Origin of the sequence: Paraburkholderia phytofirmans PsJN, assembly GCF_000020125.1 — a bacterium.
In the GTDB taxonomy this organism is placed as follows: domain Bacteria; phylum Pseudomonadota; class Gammaproteobacteria; order Burkholderiales; family Burkholderiaceae; genus Paraburkholderia; species Paraburkholderia phytofirmans.
On record NC_010676.1, the window covers coordinates 90,105 to 106,587 of the forward strand.

Consider the following 16,483-nt stretch of genomic DNA (forward strand, 5'->3'; position numbering starts at 1 on the left):
CGAATGGGCGAAGCAAACATTTACCGCGATTTACCCGCGCGCGTTCATCTGCCACGTCAAAAAGATGCAGTCCAAATAAAAACAGCGCGCGCGGTAAAGATTTGCGATTGCGGATCGTCACACCAATGAAGCGGCCCATTGCGGCCTGCGACTTGGCCTATGCGGCCAGTTCTAACGGATTTCATGCCCATGACGAGCTTCCCGATTGCGTTGCACCACCAGATCCACGCGATGGCGCGCATCGATCCCGATGCGCCCGCGCTAGCGTCTTTTACGCCACATACCGTGCGGCTGACGCGCGGCGAACTGGATAGCCGCGCAGCGCGCCTTGCCGCGCAACTGCGCGCGGCGGGTGTGACGACTGAAGTGCGCGTGGGTGTTTGCGTCGCGAGGTCGTGCGATCTGTTCGTCGCGTTGCTCGCAGTATTGAAGGCGGGCGGCGTATTCGTCGCGCTTGATCCGCGTCATCCGGCGGCACGCCTCGATTGGGTCGCGCGGGATGCGGGGCTCATGCACGGCATCGTCGATGGTTCCGCCGATGCGGCGATGCGCGCGCGTTTCACGCAATGCTTCGATGTCGCAAGCGCTGCTGCGACAGATGCAGCAGCGCCGCGTTTCGACGGCGATGAAGCAAACACGCCGGTGCATCCGCGTGCGGCGGCCTACATGATCTACACGTCGGGTTCGACGGGCACGCCCAAAGCCGTTGCCGTTGAACACGGACCGCTTGCCGCGCACGGTGAAGCGCTGGCCGACTCGTTGCCGATCGGTGCAAATGACCGCGTGCTGCATTTCGCATCGGTCAATTTCGACGTTTCAATCGAAGCATGGTTAGTACCGCTAGCCGTCGGCGGCAGCGTGGTGATCAGCGACCCGCCGCCGTTCGCGCCGGAAACCACGCATGCGTTCATGCTGCGCGAAGGCATCACCAATACGACACTGCCGCCCGCTTATGTGCGCGAGTTCGCGAACGTTTGCGAGCGCCTCGGCGTGCCGCCTTCGTTGCGCACGCTGCTGTTCGGCGGCGAAGCGATGTCGCAAGACAGTTTCGACGAGATTCGCCGCGTGTTCCCCGCAGTGCGTCTGGTCAACGGCTACGGTCCGACCGAGGCGGTGATTTCGCCGATGCTGTGGCCCGTCGATCCGGGCATGACACCGCTGCTCGACGACGGCAACGGCTTCGCATCGCTGCCGATCGGTTGGCCAATTGGGCGGCGCGTGGCGCGCATCGACGGCGCGGCGCGACAGGGTGAAAGCGGTGAACTGCTGCTAGGCGGCGTGTGTCTCGCGCGTGGCTACCATGGCCGCGCTGCACTCACGGCGGAACGTTTTCTGCCGGACGCGAGCGGCGAACCGGGCGAGCGCATTTACCGCACCGGCGACCTCGCGCGCGAACGCGTGGACGGTTCGTTCGACTATCTCGGCCGCATCGACGATCAGGTTCAGGTGCGCGGCGTGCGCGTCGAGCCTGGCGAAATCGCTGCTTGTCTGCTGACGCATCCGGCGGTGGCCGATGCGGGTGTGCTGGCTGAAACGGCCGGCGGCCGAACGCAATTGATCGCTTGCTTCGTGCTGCACGAGGAACTCGACGATGCCGCGCTGCAAACGCATCTCGCCGCGCATCTGCCGCAGGCGTGGATGCCGCATCGGTTGGTGCGCTTCGAGCGCCTGCCGTACACGCTGAACGGCAAGCTCGATCGTGCCGCGTTGCGCGACTTCATTGCCAAGATGCCGGCGGTTGTCCATGTGAATCATGTGGCGCCTCGAACCGCCACGGAAACGCGCCTCGCCGCGCTTTGGCAAACCTTGCTGAGCGACCCGGCGCCGATCGGTTGCGCCGACCGTTTCTTCGCACGCGGTGGCGATTCGCTTGCAGCGATGCAATTGCAGGCAGCGATCCGTATCGAATGGCGCGTGAATTTGCGGCTCGACGCATTGTTCGACGATCAACCGCTCGAAGCACTAGCGCGTTTGATCGATGACAGCGAGACCGAAACGTCGATGGGTTCGCATGCCATCACCGTAGTGCAGACGACCGACGCGCCGTTCGTCGACCGTGCCGCCTCGTTCGCGCAGCAGCGTTTCTGGGTGCTCGCACAAACGCAGGACGCCGGCGCGGCCTATCACGTCGCCGTGCAATGGGACGTGCAGGGCGCGCTAGAGATAGGCACACTGCAACGCGCGCTTGACTGTCTGATCGCCCGTCATCAGGCGTGGCGAACCACGCTGGTCGAGTCCGACGACGGCATCGTCATCCAGCGCATTCATGCCCGCTTGCCGGTGCCGGTCGTGCAATTCGATTTGCGGGCTTGCGACGAGGCCGAACGCACGTCACGTTTGGTGGAGTTGACCGAGCAGCAAGTCGGCACGGCTTTCGATCTGTCTAAAGGTCCGCTCGTGCGCGCCGCGCTCGTCACGCTCACCAACGACACGCAGCGCTTTCTGTTGACCACGCATCATTCGATCAGCGACGGCTGGAGTTCGCGCTGCGCCTTCGACGAACTGCGCGCCGCCTACGCAGCCTTCGCTGTGGGAAGCGAGCCGCAATTGCCCACGTTGGCCATCCAGTATGCCGACTATGCGCAATGGCAACGCGACTGGCTCGCAGCCGGCGAAGCAGACAGGCAACTGGCTTACTGGCGCGACGCACTGCGCGATGCACCCGAAGCGCTAGCCTTGCCGCTCGACCGCCCACGCTCACCGGAACACGACTATCGCGGCGGCCGGGTTGCGCTGCGGTTGCCTATTGCGCTTTCCGAGGCCGTGCGCGAAACTGCGCGACGCGTGCAGGCGTCGCCGTTCACTGTACTGCTCGCCGCCTTCGACGCCTGGCTTTACCGGTTGACCGGCACGAGCGATATAGTCGTGGCCGCGCCGATCGCGCATCGGCAACGCGCGGAGACCGCGCCGTTGGTGGGCCTTTTCCTCAACACGCTTGCGCTGCGCGCGCGTGTCGCGCCGGACCAATCGTTCGCCGCGCTGCTCGATGGCGTGCGCCGCTCCGCATTCGACGCGTTCGCGCATCAGGATGTGCCGTTCGATCAGGTGCTCGACGCCGTTAAGCCGCCGGTGCGGCGCGGCGATGCGTGGCTCAAGGTGAAGTTCGCGCAGCAGTTCGATCTGGAGTTGTCGGCTGAATTGCCGGGCGCTTCGGTGCGCATGTCGCCGGGTCTGGATCTTGCCGCCCGCTTCGACTATGCACTCGATTTCACCGACGATTCGCGCGGCATCGAACTGGTCGTCGCTTATGCGCTCGACGGTATCGATGAAGCGACCGCTCACGCGTGGCTGCACAGCTACGCCGCGCTCGTCGCCGATGCCGTGCGCGATCCGCAGCGCGCGATTGCCGAACTGGATTGCGCGGATAGCGCCGACTATCGCGCTGCACGGCGTGGCCGTGAATTCCAGCCGGCGGCCGACAACGTGCTCGCGCTGTTCGCGCGGCACGCACGTAAGACGCCGGATCGCGTGGCGCTCGCGGATGCCGAGACGCAACTCACGTACGCCGAAGTCGATGCGGCGTCCGACCGTATCGCATTTGCTTTGCGTCAACGTGGGGTCGGCGCGGAGCAGCCGGTGGCGGTATGTATCGAGCGGTCGGTGCGCTTTGCCGTCGCGCTGATCGGCGTGATGAAGTCCGGTGCGTACGTCGTGCCGCTCGATCCTGCCGCGCCGCGTGAGCGTCTGACTGCTTCCGTCGAAGCGTGTGGCGCGCGATGGATTTTGACGGCGAATCAAACGCAGGCTATGGCCGCGGTAGGCGCGGCAAGCACGCTCGATTTCGATGCGCTCACGCAAGCGTCATCGCCGGCGAGCGTGGAAGAGGCAACCGCATCACCCGCGACCCCTTTGGCGAACCAGGCCGCCTACCTGATCTTCACCTCCGGCTCGACCGGCACGCCGAAAGGCGTCGTCATCTCGCACGGAGCGCTGGCCGACTACGTCGAAGGCATGCTCGACGAACTCGCATTCGCCGCCGATGCATCCATGGCAATGGTCTCCACCGTCGCCGCCGATCTCGGCCACACCACGTTATTCGGTGCGCTCTGTTCGGGCCGCACGCTGCATCTATTGCCCGCGCAATGCGCATTCGATCCCGATCGATTCGCCCACGAAATGCGCACGCGCAACGTCGGCATTCTCAAGATCGTGCCGAGCCACTTGCATGCACTGCTCGACGCGCAGCATCCGGCCGACGTGCTGCCCGCGCATGCGCTTGTGATGGGAGGCGAAACGTTGCCGTGGTCGCTGGTCGAGCGGATCGCGGCACTGAATCCGACTTGCCGCGTCATCAATCACTATGGTCCGACTGAAGCAACGGTAGGCGCATTGACATGCGACACATCCGCGTCCGCTCAAGCCGCGTTGCGTACGCTGAGCACGCGTAGCGCACAAGCGGTGCCGCTCGGTCTGCCGTTGCCGAACGCATATGCTTGCGTGCTCGACAGCCATGGCGCGAGCGTGCCGCCGGGCGCGATCGGCGAGTTGTATCTCGGCGGACCAGGTTTGGCGCGCGGTTATCTGAATCGCGCTGCGGCGACCGCAGAGCGTTTCGTGCCGAATCCGTTTGCGCCTGGCGAGCGTCTCTATCGAACGGGCGATCGCGTGAGATTGCGTGCCGACCGCCGGCTGGATTCTCTGGGCCGCCTCGACGATCAGGTCAAGATTCGCGGCTACCGCGTCGAACCTGGCGAAGTCAGTGCGGCACTGCGTGCGCTCGACGGTATCGTTCAGGCCGAAACGCTGGCCGTAGAGCACGATGGGCGCTTGCGTCTGGCCTCGTTCGTCGCCTTGGCGAGCGACGCCCGCTTCGACGAAGCCGCATTGCGCGCGACGTTGAGCGCGCGTCTGCCGGACTACATGGTGCCGGCGGTATTGCAGCATGTCGCTGCGTTGCCGGTGACCGCCAACGGCAAGGTGGATCGCGCGGCATTGCGGGCGCTGGCGACTGCACCGGCGCCAGCGGTAGCCGCGGGCGACGCGCCGCAAAACGCAACAGAAGAAGCGCTCGCCGCGGTATGGAAAGACGTGCTCAAAGCAGAACGCGTGGGCCGCGATGACAACTTCTTCGAACTGGGCGGCGACTCGATTCTGGTGTTGCAGGTAATCGCCCGTTCGCGCAAGCGCGGTGTGCGTTTTACACCGAAGCAACTGTTCGATGCGCCAACGCTCGCGCAACTCGCACGTGTCGCAACGACAGTGGACGTCACCGCACAGGCCGCGCCGGCTGCATCGAAGTCACAGCCTGTACCAGCCAAAGCCGAGCACTCCGCCACGCTCACGCCCGCACAACTGCGTTTCTTCGCACTGGATATTCCGCGACGTGGTCACTGGAATCAATCCATCGAGCTCGACACGCAAGTACCGTTCGACTTCGATGCGTTCGCGCGCGCATTCGAAACGCTGCTGACATATCATGAGATTTTTCGTCAGCGTTTCACGCCAGTCGGTGCGCAAGGCGAATGGCGTCTAGAGCTAGCCGAGCGCGCATTCGAAACACTGCCGCTCGCCGCGAGTTCCGCGCGCGACGAAGCCGATGCGCTAGCCCAATTCGACGCCTTGCAGAGCACGCTCGATCTGACGCACGGCCCGCTCGTCTGCGCGCTGGCCGCGCTGCTGCCGGACGGCACCACGAAGCTCTATCTGGCGATCCACCACATCATCGTCGACGGCGTGACGTGGCGTGTGTTGCTCGATGACCTCGACGCCGCCTATCGCGCCGCTTGCGAGCGTCGCAGCGTGCGTCTTGCGTCGACGGGAACGAGTGCGCAGGAATGGGCGGCACGGCTCGCACGCGCAGCACTCGACATCAAGAACTCGCCGTTTGCCGCCGAGCTACCGTACTGGGCCGCGCTCGCCGCGCCCTACGACGATCTGCCGCTCGACCGTCCGCAAGCCAAGGCGACCAACGCCGACGCGCAATCCGTGATCCAGACCATCGACGCCGATCTGACACGCGCCGCATTGACGGAAGCGAACGCCGCGTACCGCACGCAGATGATCGAACTGCTGATCGCGGCGCTGGCGCAGTCGCTTGACATGCCTGTTTGCCGTATCGAACTCGAAGGCCACGGCCGTGAGGCTGTGTTCGACGATGTCGATGTCAGCCGCACGCCTGGCTGGCTCACGAGTCATTACCCGGTGCAGTTCACGCTTGAAAGCACGCCGGCGGCCACGCTCGGCGCAGTCAAGGACACGCTGCGCGCGGTGCCGAACAAGGGCCTCGGTTTTGGCGTGCTGTGCCACTACGGCGACCCGGCGACGCGTGCGACGCTCGCCGCCGTGCCGCGCCCGCATGTGACGTTCAACTATCTCGGCCAGTTCGACGCACCGCGCGAAGCGGCGCTCGTGCCGCGTTTCGGCGGCGCGGGCCGCGAACGCGATCCGGCGGGACCGATCGGCAATGCGTTGGCGATTCACGCCTATATCGACGGCGACGCCACACGAACGCTCAAAATCCATTGGGTCTACGGAGCGACGCAATTCGAGCGTGCTACCGTGGAGGCCATCGCGCAGCGCTTTGAAAGCGCGCTCGCGGCTTTGACGGCGGCATGCGCGGCGCGTCTCGCGCAACGCGGCGGTGGCGCGACGCCTGGCGACTATCCGCTCGCGCGCATGGGCGGCTTGACGCAGGCCGCGCTCGAACGCTTGCCGCTCGATTTGCGCAGCATCGACGATATCTATCCGCTTTCGCCGATGCAGCACGGCATTCTGTTCCACTCGTTGTTCGCGCCCGAGCAGTCCACCTATGTGAATCAACTGGTCGCGACCTTGATCGATCCGGACGTGGAGCGTCTGCGCGCGGCGTTCGAAGCCGCCGTGCCACGCCACGACATTCTGCGCACCAGCTTCACGCCGGACGAAGCGACGCCGATGCAGATCGTGCATCGCCAGGCGCGTATGCCGGTCGACATTCTCGATTGGCGCGAGCGTGGCGCGCACGCGCATGATGCATTCGAAGCCTGGCTCCGCGCCGACCGTGCGCGCGGTTTCGATCTGACGTCGCCGCCGCTGATGCGCGTCGCACTGATCCGCATCACGGATGACGCCTGGCGTCTCGTCTGGACGCGTCACCACTTGCTGCTCGACGGCTGGAGCACGGCGCGTTTCTTCGCCGACGTGCTGCGCGACTATATCGAGCCGCCGCGTCCGCAACCCTTCGCGTCGCCCGCGAAAACGCGCTATCGCGACTTCATCGCGTGGCTGGCCGCGCGCGACACGGACAGTGAACGCGCTTTCTGGCTGCAGCGTCTCGCGTCGCTCGACGAACCGACGCTGGTTGCCGAGCGCGAGTCCGCGAGCGGCCGGGAATCGCAGCATCTCACGCGGCGTGAAACGATCGACGCAGCGACCACGGCGCGACTTACCGAAACCGCGCGCCGTCTGAAAGTCACGGTCAACACGATGGTGCAGGGCGCGTGGGCGCTAGCACTGCAGCGCATGACGCATCACACGGCCGTCGCGTTCGGCGCGACCGTCGCCGGCCGTCCAGATGCGTTGCCGGACGTCGATACCGTGCTGGGTCTTTTCATCAACACGCTGCCGGTGATTACGGCGCCGTTGCCGCAACGCCGTGCATCGGAATGGCTGCACGATTTGCAGCGAGACAACGCCGCGGCCGCGGAGCACGCGCATACGCCGCTCTATGAAATCCAGCAATGGGCGGGACAAGGTGGCGGCGCGCTGTTCGACACGCTGGTCGTGTTCGAAAACTATCCCGTGGACGAAGCATGGCAAGGCCGCGACGAGCGCGCGCTCAAGCTGCGTGAATTGCGCAATATCGAAGCGACCGACTTCGCGCTCACGCTCGTGATCGAAGCGGGCGCGACGCTCACGATCGACTACGGCTACGACGCCGCGCAACTCGATGAAGCGCGCGTCGCCGCATTGCATCGCGCATTTGCCGCGTGCCTCGCGGGGTTGATCGCCGATGCGGATGCACCGCTCGGCACGATTTCGATTTCCACCGCCGACGATCTGGCCGCGCTGGCGCGTTTCAACTCGACCGAGCAAGTGTGGCCAGGCACGCAGCAGCAGGCGCTGCATCGCCAGTTCGAACAGAAGGCATTGGCGTCGCCTGAGGCGATTGCGCTTGAATTTGTCGATGCGCTAGGGCACACGCAGCAGATGAGCTACGGCGAACTGGATGCGAATGCCGATCGCGTCGCCGCCTCGCTTATCCAAGCCGGCGTGCGCGCGGACACGGCAGTGGCGCTGTGTGTCGAGCGCTCGTTCGACATGGTCGTGGCGCTGATCGGCGTGCTCAAAGCGGGCGCGGCCTACTTGCCGATCGATCCCGACTATCCGGCGGACCGCATCGCGTATCTGCTCGACGACGCGAAACCCGCAGTTGTCCTGACGCAGCCGCATCTGCTGGAACGTGTCATGGCAGCGGTCGACAGAACACGCGTGAGCATCCTCGCCGTCGACGCACTACGCGGCGCCGACTTTACGCTCAGCGCTCCCGTGCCGGTCGCGCCCGATCAACTGGCCTACCTGATCTACACGTCCGGTTCCACAGGCAAGCCCAAAGGCGCTGGCAATACGCATCGCGCGCTGGCGAACCGCATTGCGTGGATGCAGGACGTGTATCGCCTCGACGCCAACGACGTCGTGTTGCACAAGACGCCGTTCGGTTTCGACGTGTCGGTTTGGGAGTTCGTGTGGCCACTCGCCATCGGCGCGAAGCTCGCAATCGCGGCGCCGGGCGACCATCGCGATCCGGCGCGACTGGTCGCAGCCATCGAAACGCATCGCGTCACGACGCTGCATTTCGTTCCGTCGATGCTCGCGGCCTTCGCCGCGCATCTGGAAGACTTTCGTGCGGCGGCGCGTTGTGCGAGCGTCGAGCGAATCGTCGCCAGCGGCGAGGCGCTTGCGCCGGAACTGGTGGCGCGCGTCGCCGGACAATTGCCGCACGCGCGGCTCTACAACCTCTACGGCCCGACGGAAGCCGCCATCGACGTTTCGCATTGGACGTGCGACGCGCGCGATGCCGACGCGGCATCCGTGCCGATCGGTCACCCGATTGCCAACCTGCAATTGCAAGTGCTCGACGCGGCGTTGCAACCGCTGCCGCAAGGCGCGATCGGCGAACTGTACCTGGGCGGCGTGGGCCTGGCGCGCGGCTACCTCGGCCGTGCCGCGCTGACGGCGGAACGCTTCGTTCCCGATCCGTTCTCGCGCGGCGCGCGGCTGTATCGAACCGGCGACCTTGCGCGTCGTCGCGCGGATGGTGCGCTCGACTATCTCGGCCGCATGGATACGCAAGTGAAATTGCGTGGCCAGCGGATCGAGCCCGGCGAAATCGAAGCGCTGCTGCGCGCGACGCCGGGCGTGCACGATGCCGTGGTGATCGTGCGTGACGAGCAATTGATCGGCTACGTGGCGTGCGGTGCGGACAACGCACTCGATACACAGGCGCTGCTCGACGATTTGCGTGCGCAACTGCCGTCATACATGGTGCCGTCATACCTGATCGCGATGGATGCTCTGCCGGTCACGCCGAACGGAAAATGCGACCGTCACGCATTGCCGGTTCCCGTGCGTGGCACCGCTTCAGAAAGCGCTACATGCGTGGCCGCCACCGAGACAGAGCGCGAACTTGCCGAGATCTGGAAACGCGTGCTGCGCGTCGACACGATTGGCCGCGACGACGACTTCTTCGCGCTGGGCGGCCACTCGTTGCTCGCGACGCAAGCCAACGCGCAGGCGAATCTGCACTGGACGCTGATCCTGCCGCTACGCACCCTGTTCGACGAGCGCACGTTGCAGCGCTGCGCCGCCGCGATCGACCGCGCGCTCGCCGAGCGCGACGCGCATGGCGCAGGCGATACCGCTAGCGCGATCGATGCGCTGCTCGACGAATTCGAACTGCAATAAGCCAACACGTCGACCCGTACTGAGACCACTTAGCATGACCACTGCCAAACCGGATCTGCTGTCCCTCGCGTCACGCTTCGCGCTGTTGCCGGATGCGCAGCGCAAGGCCTTTCTCACGAAGCTCGACGCTGCCGGCATCGACTTCCGCGTGCTGCCGATTCCGCCGCGCGCCGAGCGCACCGCGAGCGTGCCGGCTTCGTTCGCGCAAACGCGTCTGTGGCTGCATGCGCGGATGATCGACGAACCGGCCGCGTATCACATCACCGAACGGCTGCATCTGGACGGCGCGCTCGACGCGAACGCGCTGCGTCTTTCGTGTGACGCGCTGATCGCGCGCCACGAAGCGCTGCGTACGACATTCGCCGAAAGCGGCGACGGCGTATTGCAGACGGTGCATGCGCCGTCGCGTTGCCCGTGGCACGCGAGCGACGTGAGCACGTGGCCCGCCGATCAGCGCGAAGCGCGTGCCGCTGGCATCGCGCGGGCCGACGAAGCGAAGTCCTTCGATCTGTCGCTCGGTCCGCTGATGCGCGCGCATCTGATCCGTCTCGATACGAACACGCACTGGCTCGCGTTGACGACGCATCACATCGTCTCCGACGGCTGGTCCGCGGACGTGATACTGGCGGAACTGGCATCGTTCTATCGCGCGTATGCGAAAAGCGAAGCGGTCTCGCTCGCGCCGTTGCCGATCCAGTACGCCGACTTCGCGCTGTGGCAGCGCCGTTGGCTCGACGCGGGTGAACGTGAACGTCAGTTGGCGTTCTGGCGCGAGCGGCTGGATGCGAATCGCGACGTGCTGACGTTGCCTGGCGCTGCACCGCGTCCGGCGCAGCGTAGCGCGCGTGGTGCACGGCATCGCTTCGCCCTCGATGCCGCACTTGTGCAGCAAGTGAAGGCACTCGCCAATGCGCAGCGCGCGACGCCGTTCGCCGTATTGCTGGCGGCATTGAGTGCGTTGCTCGCGCGTTCGTCGGGTGAAACGCAGATTCAGATCGGCGTGCCCGCGGCCAATCGCGAGCGTGGCGAAGTGGCCGGTCTAGTCGGCTTCTTCGTGAACACGCTCACGCTCGCTACGCCGGTTCCCGCGACGCAGCCATTTGCCGGGCTGGTCGGCGCGACGCAGCAAACGTTGATCGACGCCCAGTCGCATCAGGACGTGCCGTTCGAACAGGTGGTCGAAGCGCTCGGCGTGGTGCGCAGTGCGAGTCATCATCCGCTGTTTCAGGTGATGGCCGCTTATGGCGCGCGGCGCCGTTTGCCGTCGCTTGCGGAAGTGCGCATGACGGAGCTGCCTTCGGGTGCGCCGTTCGCCAAGTTCGATTTGACGCTGAGTTTCGAGGAACGGGACGACGATTCAATCGATGCCTACTTCATCTACGCACTCGATGTGTTCGACGCCGATGCGATAGAGCGCCTCGCCGCGCGATTCATCGAGTTGCTGTCGAATGCGACGGCGGCGCCTGCGACCGCGGTGGGCGATTTGCAATGGCTGCCGGAAGCGGAGCGCGCGCAACTCGATGCATGGAATAGCACGGCATTTCCCGCTGAAGCAGCGTTTAGACCGGTGCATCAGCGTGTCGCCGACCATGCCATCGCGCGGCCGGATGCTCGTGGCGTCGCGGATATCAACCGCTCGCTCACGCGCGGCGAAGTGGACGCGCGAGCCACGCGTTTGGCGCAACGCCTCGTGGCGGCAGGCGTGAGTGCGGAGATGCGGGTCGGCGTCGCGCTGAGCCGCTCGGTGGATCTGCTGGTCGGTCTGATCGCGGCGCTGAAGTCGGGCGGCGCGTTCGTCCCGCTCGACCCGAGCCATCCGCGTGAGCGTCTCGCGCAGATTCTCGACGATGCGCAGATGACGCACGTCATCACGGAACGCGGGAGTCTTGCTGCGTTGCCGGCGTCGGACCGTTTGCGGTTGTGGCTGATCGACGAGGAACCGCAGGCTGACGAGCCCCCGGCAGCGCATGTCGAGTTGCCGCGCGTGTCGCCGCATCAGGCGGCGTATGTGATTTATACGTCCGGTTCGACGGGGAAACCGAAAGGCGTGGTGGTCGATCACGGTTCGTTTGCGCTGCATTGCGCGGCGATTGCGGAGCGCTATGGGGCGGGCGAACGTGACGTGTTCCTGCTGTTCCAGTCGGTGAATTTCGACGGCGCGCATGAAGGTTGGTTTTCGCAGTACATGTCCGGCGCAGCCGTGGCGATTACGGCCGACACGCTGTGGCCGCCCGCGCAAACCTGCCGGATGATGGTGCGCGAAGGCGTGACCATGACTTACGTGCCGCCCGGTTGCGCGACCCAACTCGCCGAATGGGCGCTCTCGCATGGCGCGCCGCCGAGTTTGCGTTCGCTGACGGTGGGCGGTGAAGCCACCTCGCGCGAAGCGTTCGCGCTGATGCGCAGGGCGTTTCCGAATGCGCGCATCGTCAACGGATACGGGCCGACCGAAACCGTCATCACGCCGATGCTATGGATGTTCTATCCGACCGACGATACCGCCAAACTCGCGGACAGCGCCTATTTGCCGATCGGCACGCTGGTTGGCGCGCGTTCGGCGCACGTGCTCGATGCGCGCTTGAATCCGCTGCCCGTCGGCGTGATCGGCGAGTTGTATCTGGGCGGCGAGGGCGTGGGTGTTGCGCGCGGCTATCTCGACCGGCCGGCGCTCACGGCCGAGCGCTTCGTGCCGGACCCGTTCGGTGCGCTGGGCGCACGGCTCTATCGCACGGGCGACCTCGTCAAGCGGCGCGCGGACGGCGTGTTCGACTTTATCGGCCGCGTCGATCATCAGGTGAAGCTGCGCGGCTTGCGGATCGAGCTCGGTGAGATCGAAGCGCAACTCGCCGCGCACGACGATGTGCGCGAAGCCGTGGCGATCGTGCATGGCAAGGGCGCGCAAGCGGCGCTGGTGGCGTATGTCGAATTGAGCGCCGAAGCGCGTGAACGCAGCACGCGCGCGGATGCGGCCGAGCTCGACGCGCATCTGCGTCATACGCTGCCGGATTACATGGTGCCCGCACATATCGTCGTGCTGGATGCGTTGCCGCGCAATGCCAACAGCAAGGTGGACCGCGCGGCATTGCCGGAGCCGCAGCGGGTTGCACGGGCCTATCAGGCGCCCGCAGCGGGACTCGAAACCGCGCTTGCGCAGATTTTCCGCGAAGTGCTGGGCGTGGAGCGCGTCGGTCGCGCTGATCATTTCTTCGAACTCGGCGGGCATTCGCTCGCGGCGGTCCGCGTGGCGACGCGCGTGGCCGAGCGGCTCGCTCGCGATGTGCCGGTGCGCACGCTTTTCGAAGCACCCACGCTCGCGCAATACGCGCAGCGGGTGCTCGCGTCGGCGCGCAGCGAAGCGCTGGCCAACGTGGGCAACGACGCTTCGGGTGGCGCTTCGAATTCACAACCGACAGCGGACGCGAACGGCGTGCTGCCGCTTTCTTCCGCGCAATTGAGCTTGTGGTTCCTGTGGCGCTCGCAACCGGACAGCGCGGCCTACAACATTCCTGTCGCGTTGCGTTTGCGTGGCGCGCTCGATGCCGATGCGTTGCGCGAAGCGTTTGCTCAAGCGGCCGCGCGACATCCGGCGCTGCGCGTGCGGCTCGTTGAACGCGCTGGACAGTTGCCGGGCCAGCGCGTGGCCGAGCCGGCGCCGTTCGATCTGCCCGTGGTCGATCTGTCGGACGATCCTTCGGCCACCGCCCGCGAGAGCGCCGCTGTTGCGCTCACCGACGAAGACGCGCTCACGCCATTCCATCTGCTCGACAACTCGCCGCTCTGGCGTGCGCGCTTATTACGTCTTGCCGAGCGCGATCATGTGTTGTCGCTGGTCGTGCATCACATCGTGTCGGACGGTCAGTCGATCGATCTATGGCTCGACGACGTGCGCACCACATATGTCGCGATCGTGCGCGGCGCGTCGCCGAGCGCTGCAGGTTTGGGAACGGCGGCGAATAAGGAGCTGGTCTTGCCGGTCGCCGCGCCGCGAGCGCGCCTGTCGTTCTGGCGCGATGCATTGACGGATGCGCCGTCTCACGTGCTGCCGTCGCCGTCGTCGGGCCGTGCCGCGTCGCCGAGTTGGAGCTGCGGCCGTCTCGCGTTTGAATTCAGCCCGGCGCTCGTGCGCCGCGCCCGCTCGATGGCGCTCGAAGTTCACGCCACCTTGCCCATGTTGCTGCATGCCGCGCTGAACGTTGCCTTCTATCGCGCGACGGGCGCCACCGATCAACCGGTCGGCGTTCTCGCCTCGACGCGCGAACTGACCGGCGAGGCCGCGCGCCGCGCGCTTGGACTCTTCATCAATGCGGTTGTCGTGCGCACGCGGCTCGCGAAAACCGACACGCCCGCAACGCTGCTCGCCGAGGTTCGCGACGCCGCGCTCGCCGCTTATGCGCACGCTGACACGCCGTTCGCCGATGTGGTCGCGGCATTGCGCGCGCGTCGTGCGGAAGCCGGCAATCCTTTGTTCTCGGTGATGTTCAACTACCTGCGCCCGGCCGGAACCGCGGAACGCGACTGGGCCGGCCTCACGCTCGACGAATTCAACGACGTGCGGCACCGCGTGGTGTTCGAACTGGAACTGGATGTAGTCGAGCATGCGGACGGACGCGTGACCGGCGCCTTCTCGTATGCGAACGAACTGGTGGACGGCCGCTTCGTCGAGGTGTTGACCGCTGACTATCTGGGCGTGGTGCAACAGTTCGTCGATGCGCCGCATGAGCAACTGGGCGCTTCAGCCGCGCGCTTTGCATTGCAGTCCGCGAGTGTTGCGGCGGGCGCGCAAGCGAGTGCGTCATCTCACAACGAAGCATCGCAGCGAGCCGAGGTTCTTGAACGCGTCTGGAGCGAGCTCTTTGAAGGCAACACGCCCGCGCATCACGACGACCTGTTCGAAGCGGGCGCGAGTTCGTTCGACGTGGTCCGCTTCGTCGATGCCGCACGTTCCGCCGGCCATGCACTGGAAATCGCCGATGTGTTCGCCGCGCCGACCTTCGCACAGCTTGCGGCAAGGCTCGTTGCGCGGGGATCGCGTGTCGTCGAGTTACGGGACGGCGCATGAGACCAGTAAGAACGCCGGCAAAAAAAGAAAGCCGGCAAAAAAATGCAGTCAATAAAAACCGCATCAATCACGAAAGATTTTTCACCGGCCCGCGCATGCGGCGCGCCGGCTTCCACCGATAAGGACCTGCGACATGCACAGAGACACCGTATTTGATCTGATCGGAATCGGCTTCGGACCGTCGAATCTCGCGCTTGCCGTTCGCCTCGCCGAAGAGGCCGGCGTGTCGGACCTCGCGCATTGCTTCATCGAACGTCAGCCGGAATTCGGCTGGCACCGCGGCATGTTGCTCGACGATTGCCGGATGCAGATTTCCTTCCTCAAGGATCTCGTGACAATGCGCGATCCGAAAAGCCGCTTCACGTTCATCAATTATCTGTTCGAGCATGGACGTCTGGCGGATTTCGTCAATCTGAAGAACTTCTATCCGACGCGCGTGGAGTTTCACGATTACCTGAGCTGGGTCGCGGCGTCGTTCGACGATCGCGTGAACTACGGGCAAACCGTCACCGGCATCGAAGCGGTCAGGAGCACTGCGAATACGAATGACGTCGAAGCACTACGGGTTTTCTCGCGCGACAGCGAAGGCCGCGAGTGGCAGCGCGTGACACGGGCGCTGTCGGTCGGCATCGGCGGCGGTCCGCAAGTGCCGGAAGCATTTGCCGCGCTCGGCACGCATAACATCGTGCATTCGTCGCAGTACCTGACGTCCATCGACCGTGCGGTCGGACCCGCTGACGGCGCGCGAAAACGCGTGGCGGTGATCGGCGCGGGGCAGAGCGCGGCCGAGGTGTTCGTCGATCTGACGCGCCGCTTTCCGCACGTGGATGCGAGCCTCATCATCCGCTCGAGCGCGCTGAAACCCGCCGACGACAGCCCCTTCGTCAACGAGATCTTCAGCCCCGCCTTTACCGATATCGTCTACGCGCAGCCGCGCGACGGCCGCCGTTCGCTGATCGAGCGCTTTCGTGACACCAATTACGCGGTGGTCGACCGTCCGCTCATCGAGCAGATCTACGAAATGCTTTATCTGCAGAACGTGTCCGCCGATCCGCGGCACCGGCTGCTGGCGAACACCGGCATCGAAACGGCGGTGCGCACGGCGGGCGGGCAGATCGAACTCACGCTGCGTGATCGTCTGAGCGGCCACGCGCGAGCCGAGCAATTCGACGCGCTCGTGCTCGCGACGGGCTATCGCCGCGACACGCATTTCGACCTGCTGGATGGGCTCGCGCCGCATCTCGGCGATGCGCTTGCGCAAGGCAACGTCGAGCGCGACTACCGGCTCGCCACGCCGGCGAGTTTCAAGCCGCGCGTTTATCTGCAGGGCTGTTGCGAAGATAGTCATGGGCTCTCCGACACGCTGCTGTCGGTGCTCGCGCTGCGCTCGGACGAAATCGCCACGTCTCTCGCACGCCATGCATCGCAAGACCGATCTGGCGGCCGGACACCACAAGCACAAGAAAACGCGACGGGCGTGGGCCGCATGGCCTTTGCTCTTTAACAGAAAGCGGCTTGTTTGGCCGCCTATAAACTTGGGAG

3 protein-coding genes are annotated in these 16,483 nt (G+C 65.3%); all 3 read left to right on the top strand.

Features of this window, described 5'->3' with window-relative positions; genetic code table 11:
- Nucleotides 1–189: 189 nt before the first annotated feature.
- The 3 genes from BPHYT_RS20260 to BPHYT_RS20270 all read left to right on the top strand — a co-directional run bounded on the left by BPHYT_RS20260 (nt 190) and on the right by BPHYT_RS20270 (nt 16,445).
- Nucleotides 190–9,882, top strand: coding sequence for a non-ribosomal peptide synthetase (locus tag BPHYT_RS20260; RefSeq protein ID WP_012425972.1), 9,693 nt, complete (start codon nt 190–192; stop codon nt 9,880–9,882).
- A gap of 34 nt (nt 9,883–9,916) precedes the next feature.
- Complete coding sequence (locus BPHYT_RS20265) at nt 9,917–14,941, top strand: non-ribosomal peptide synthetase (RefSeq protein ID WP_012425973.1); 5,025 nt, start codon at nt 9,917–9,919, stop codon at nt 14,939–14,941.
- Between the two features lie 133 nt (nt 14,942–15,074).
- Complete coding sequence (locus tag BPHYT_RS20270; protein WP_012425974.1) at nt 15,075–16,445, top strand: lysine N(6)-hydroxylase/L-ornithine N(5)-oxygenase family protein; 1,371 nt, start codon at nt 15,075–15,077, stop codon at nt 16,443–16,445.
- Nucleotides 16,446–16,483 lie beyond the last annotated feature (38 nt).

What these genes read in the sequence shown, in the direction of transcription:
- BPHYT_RS20260 (WP_012425972.1), top strand. Translation starts at nt 190, where the DNA reads ATGACGAGCTTCCCGATTGCGTTGCACCACCAGATCCACGCGATGGCG.
- BPHYT_RS20265 (WP_012425973.1), top strand. Translation starts at nt 9,917, where the DNA reads ATGACCACTGCCAAACCGGATCTGCTGTCCCTCGCGTCACGCTTCGCG.
- BPHYT_RS20270 (WP_012425974.1), top strand. Translation starts at nt 15,075, where the DNA reads ATGCACAGAGACACCGTATTTGATCTGATCGGAATCGGCTTCGGACCG.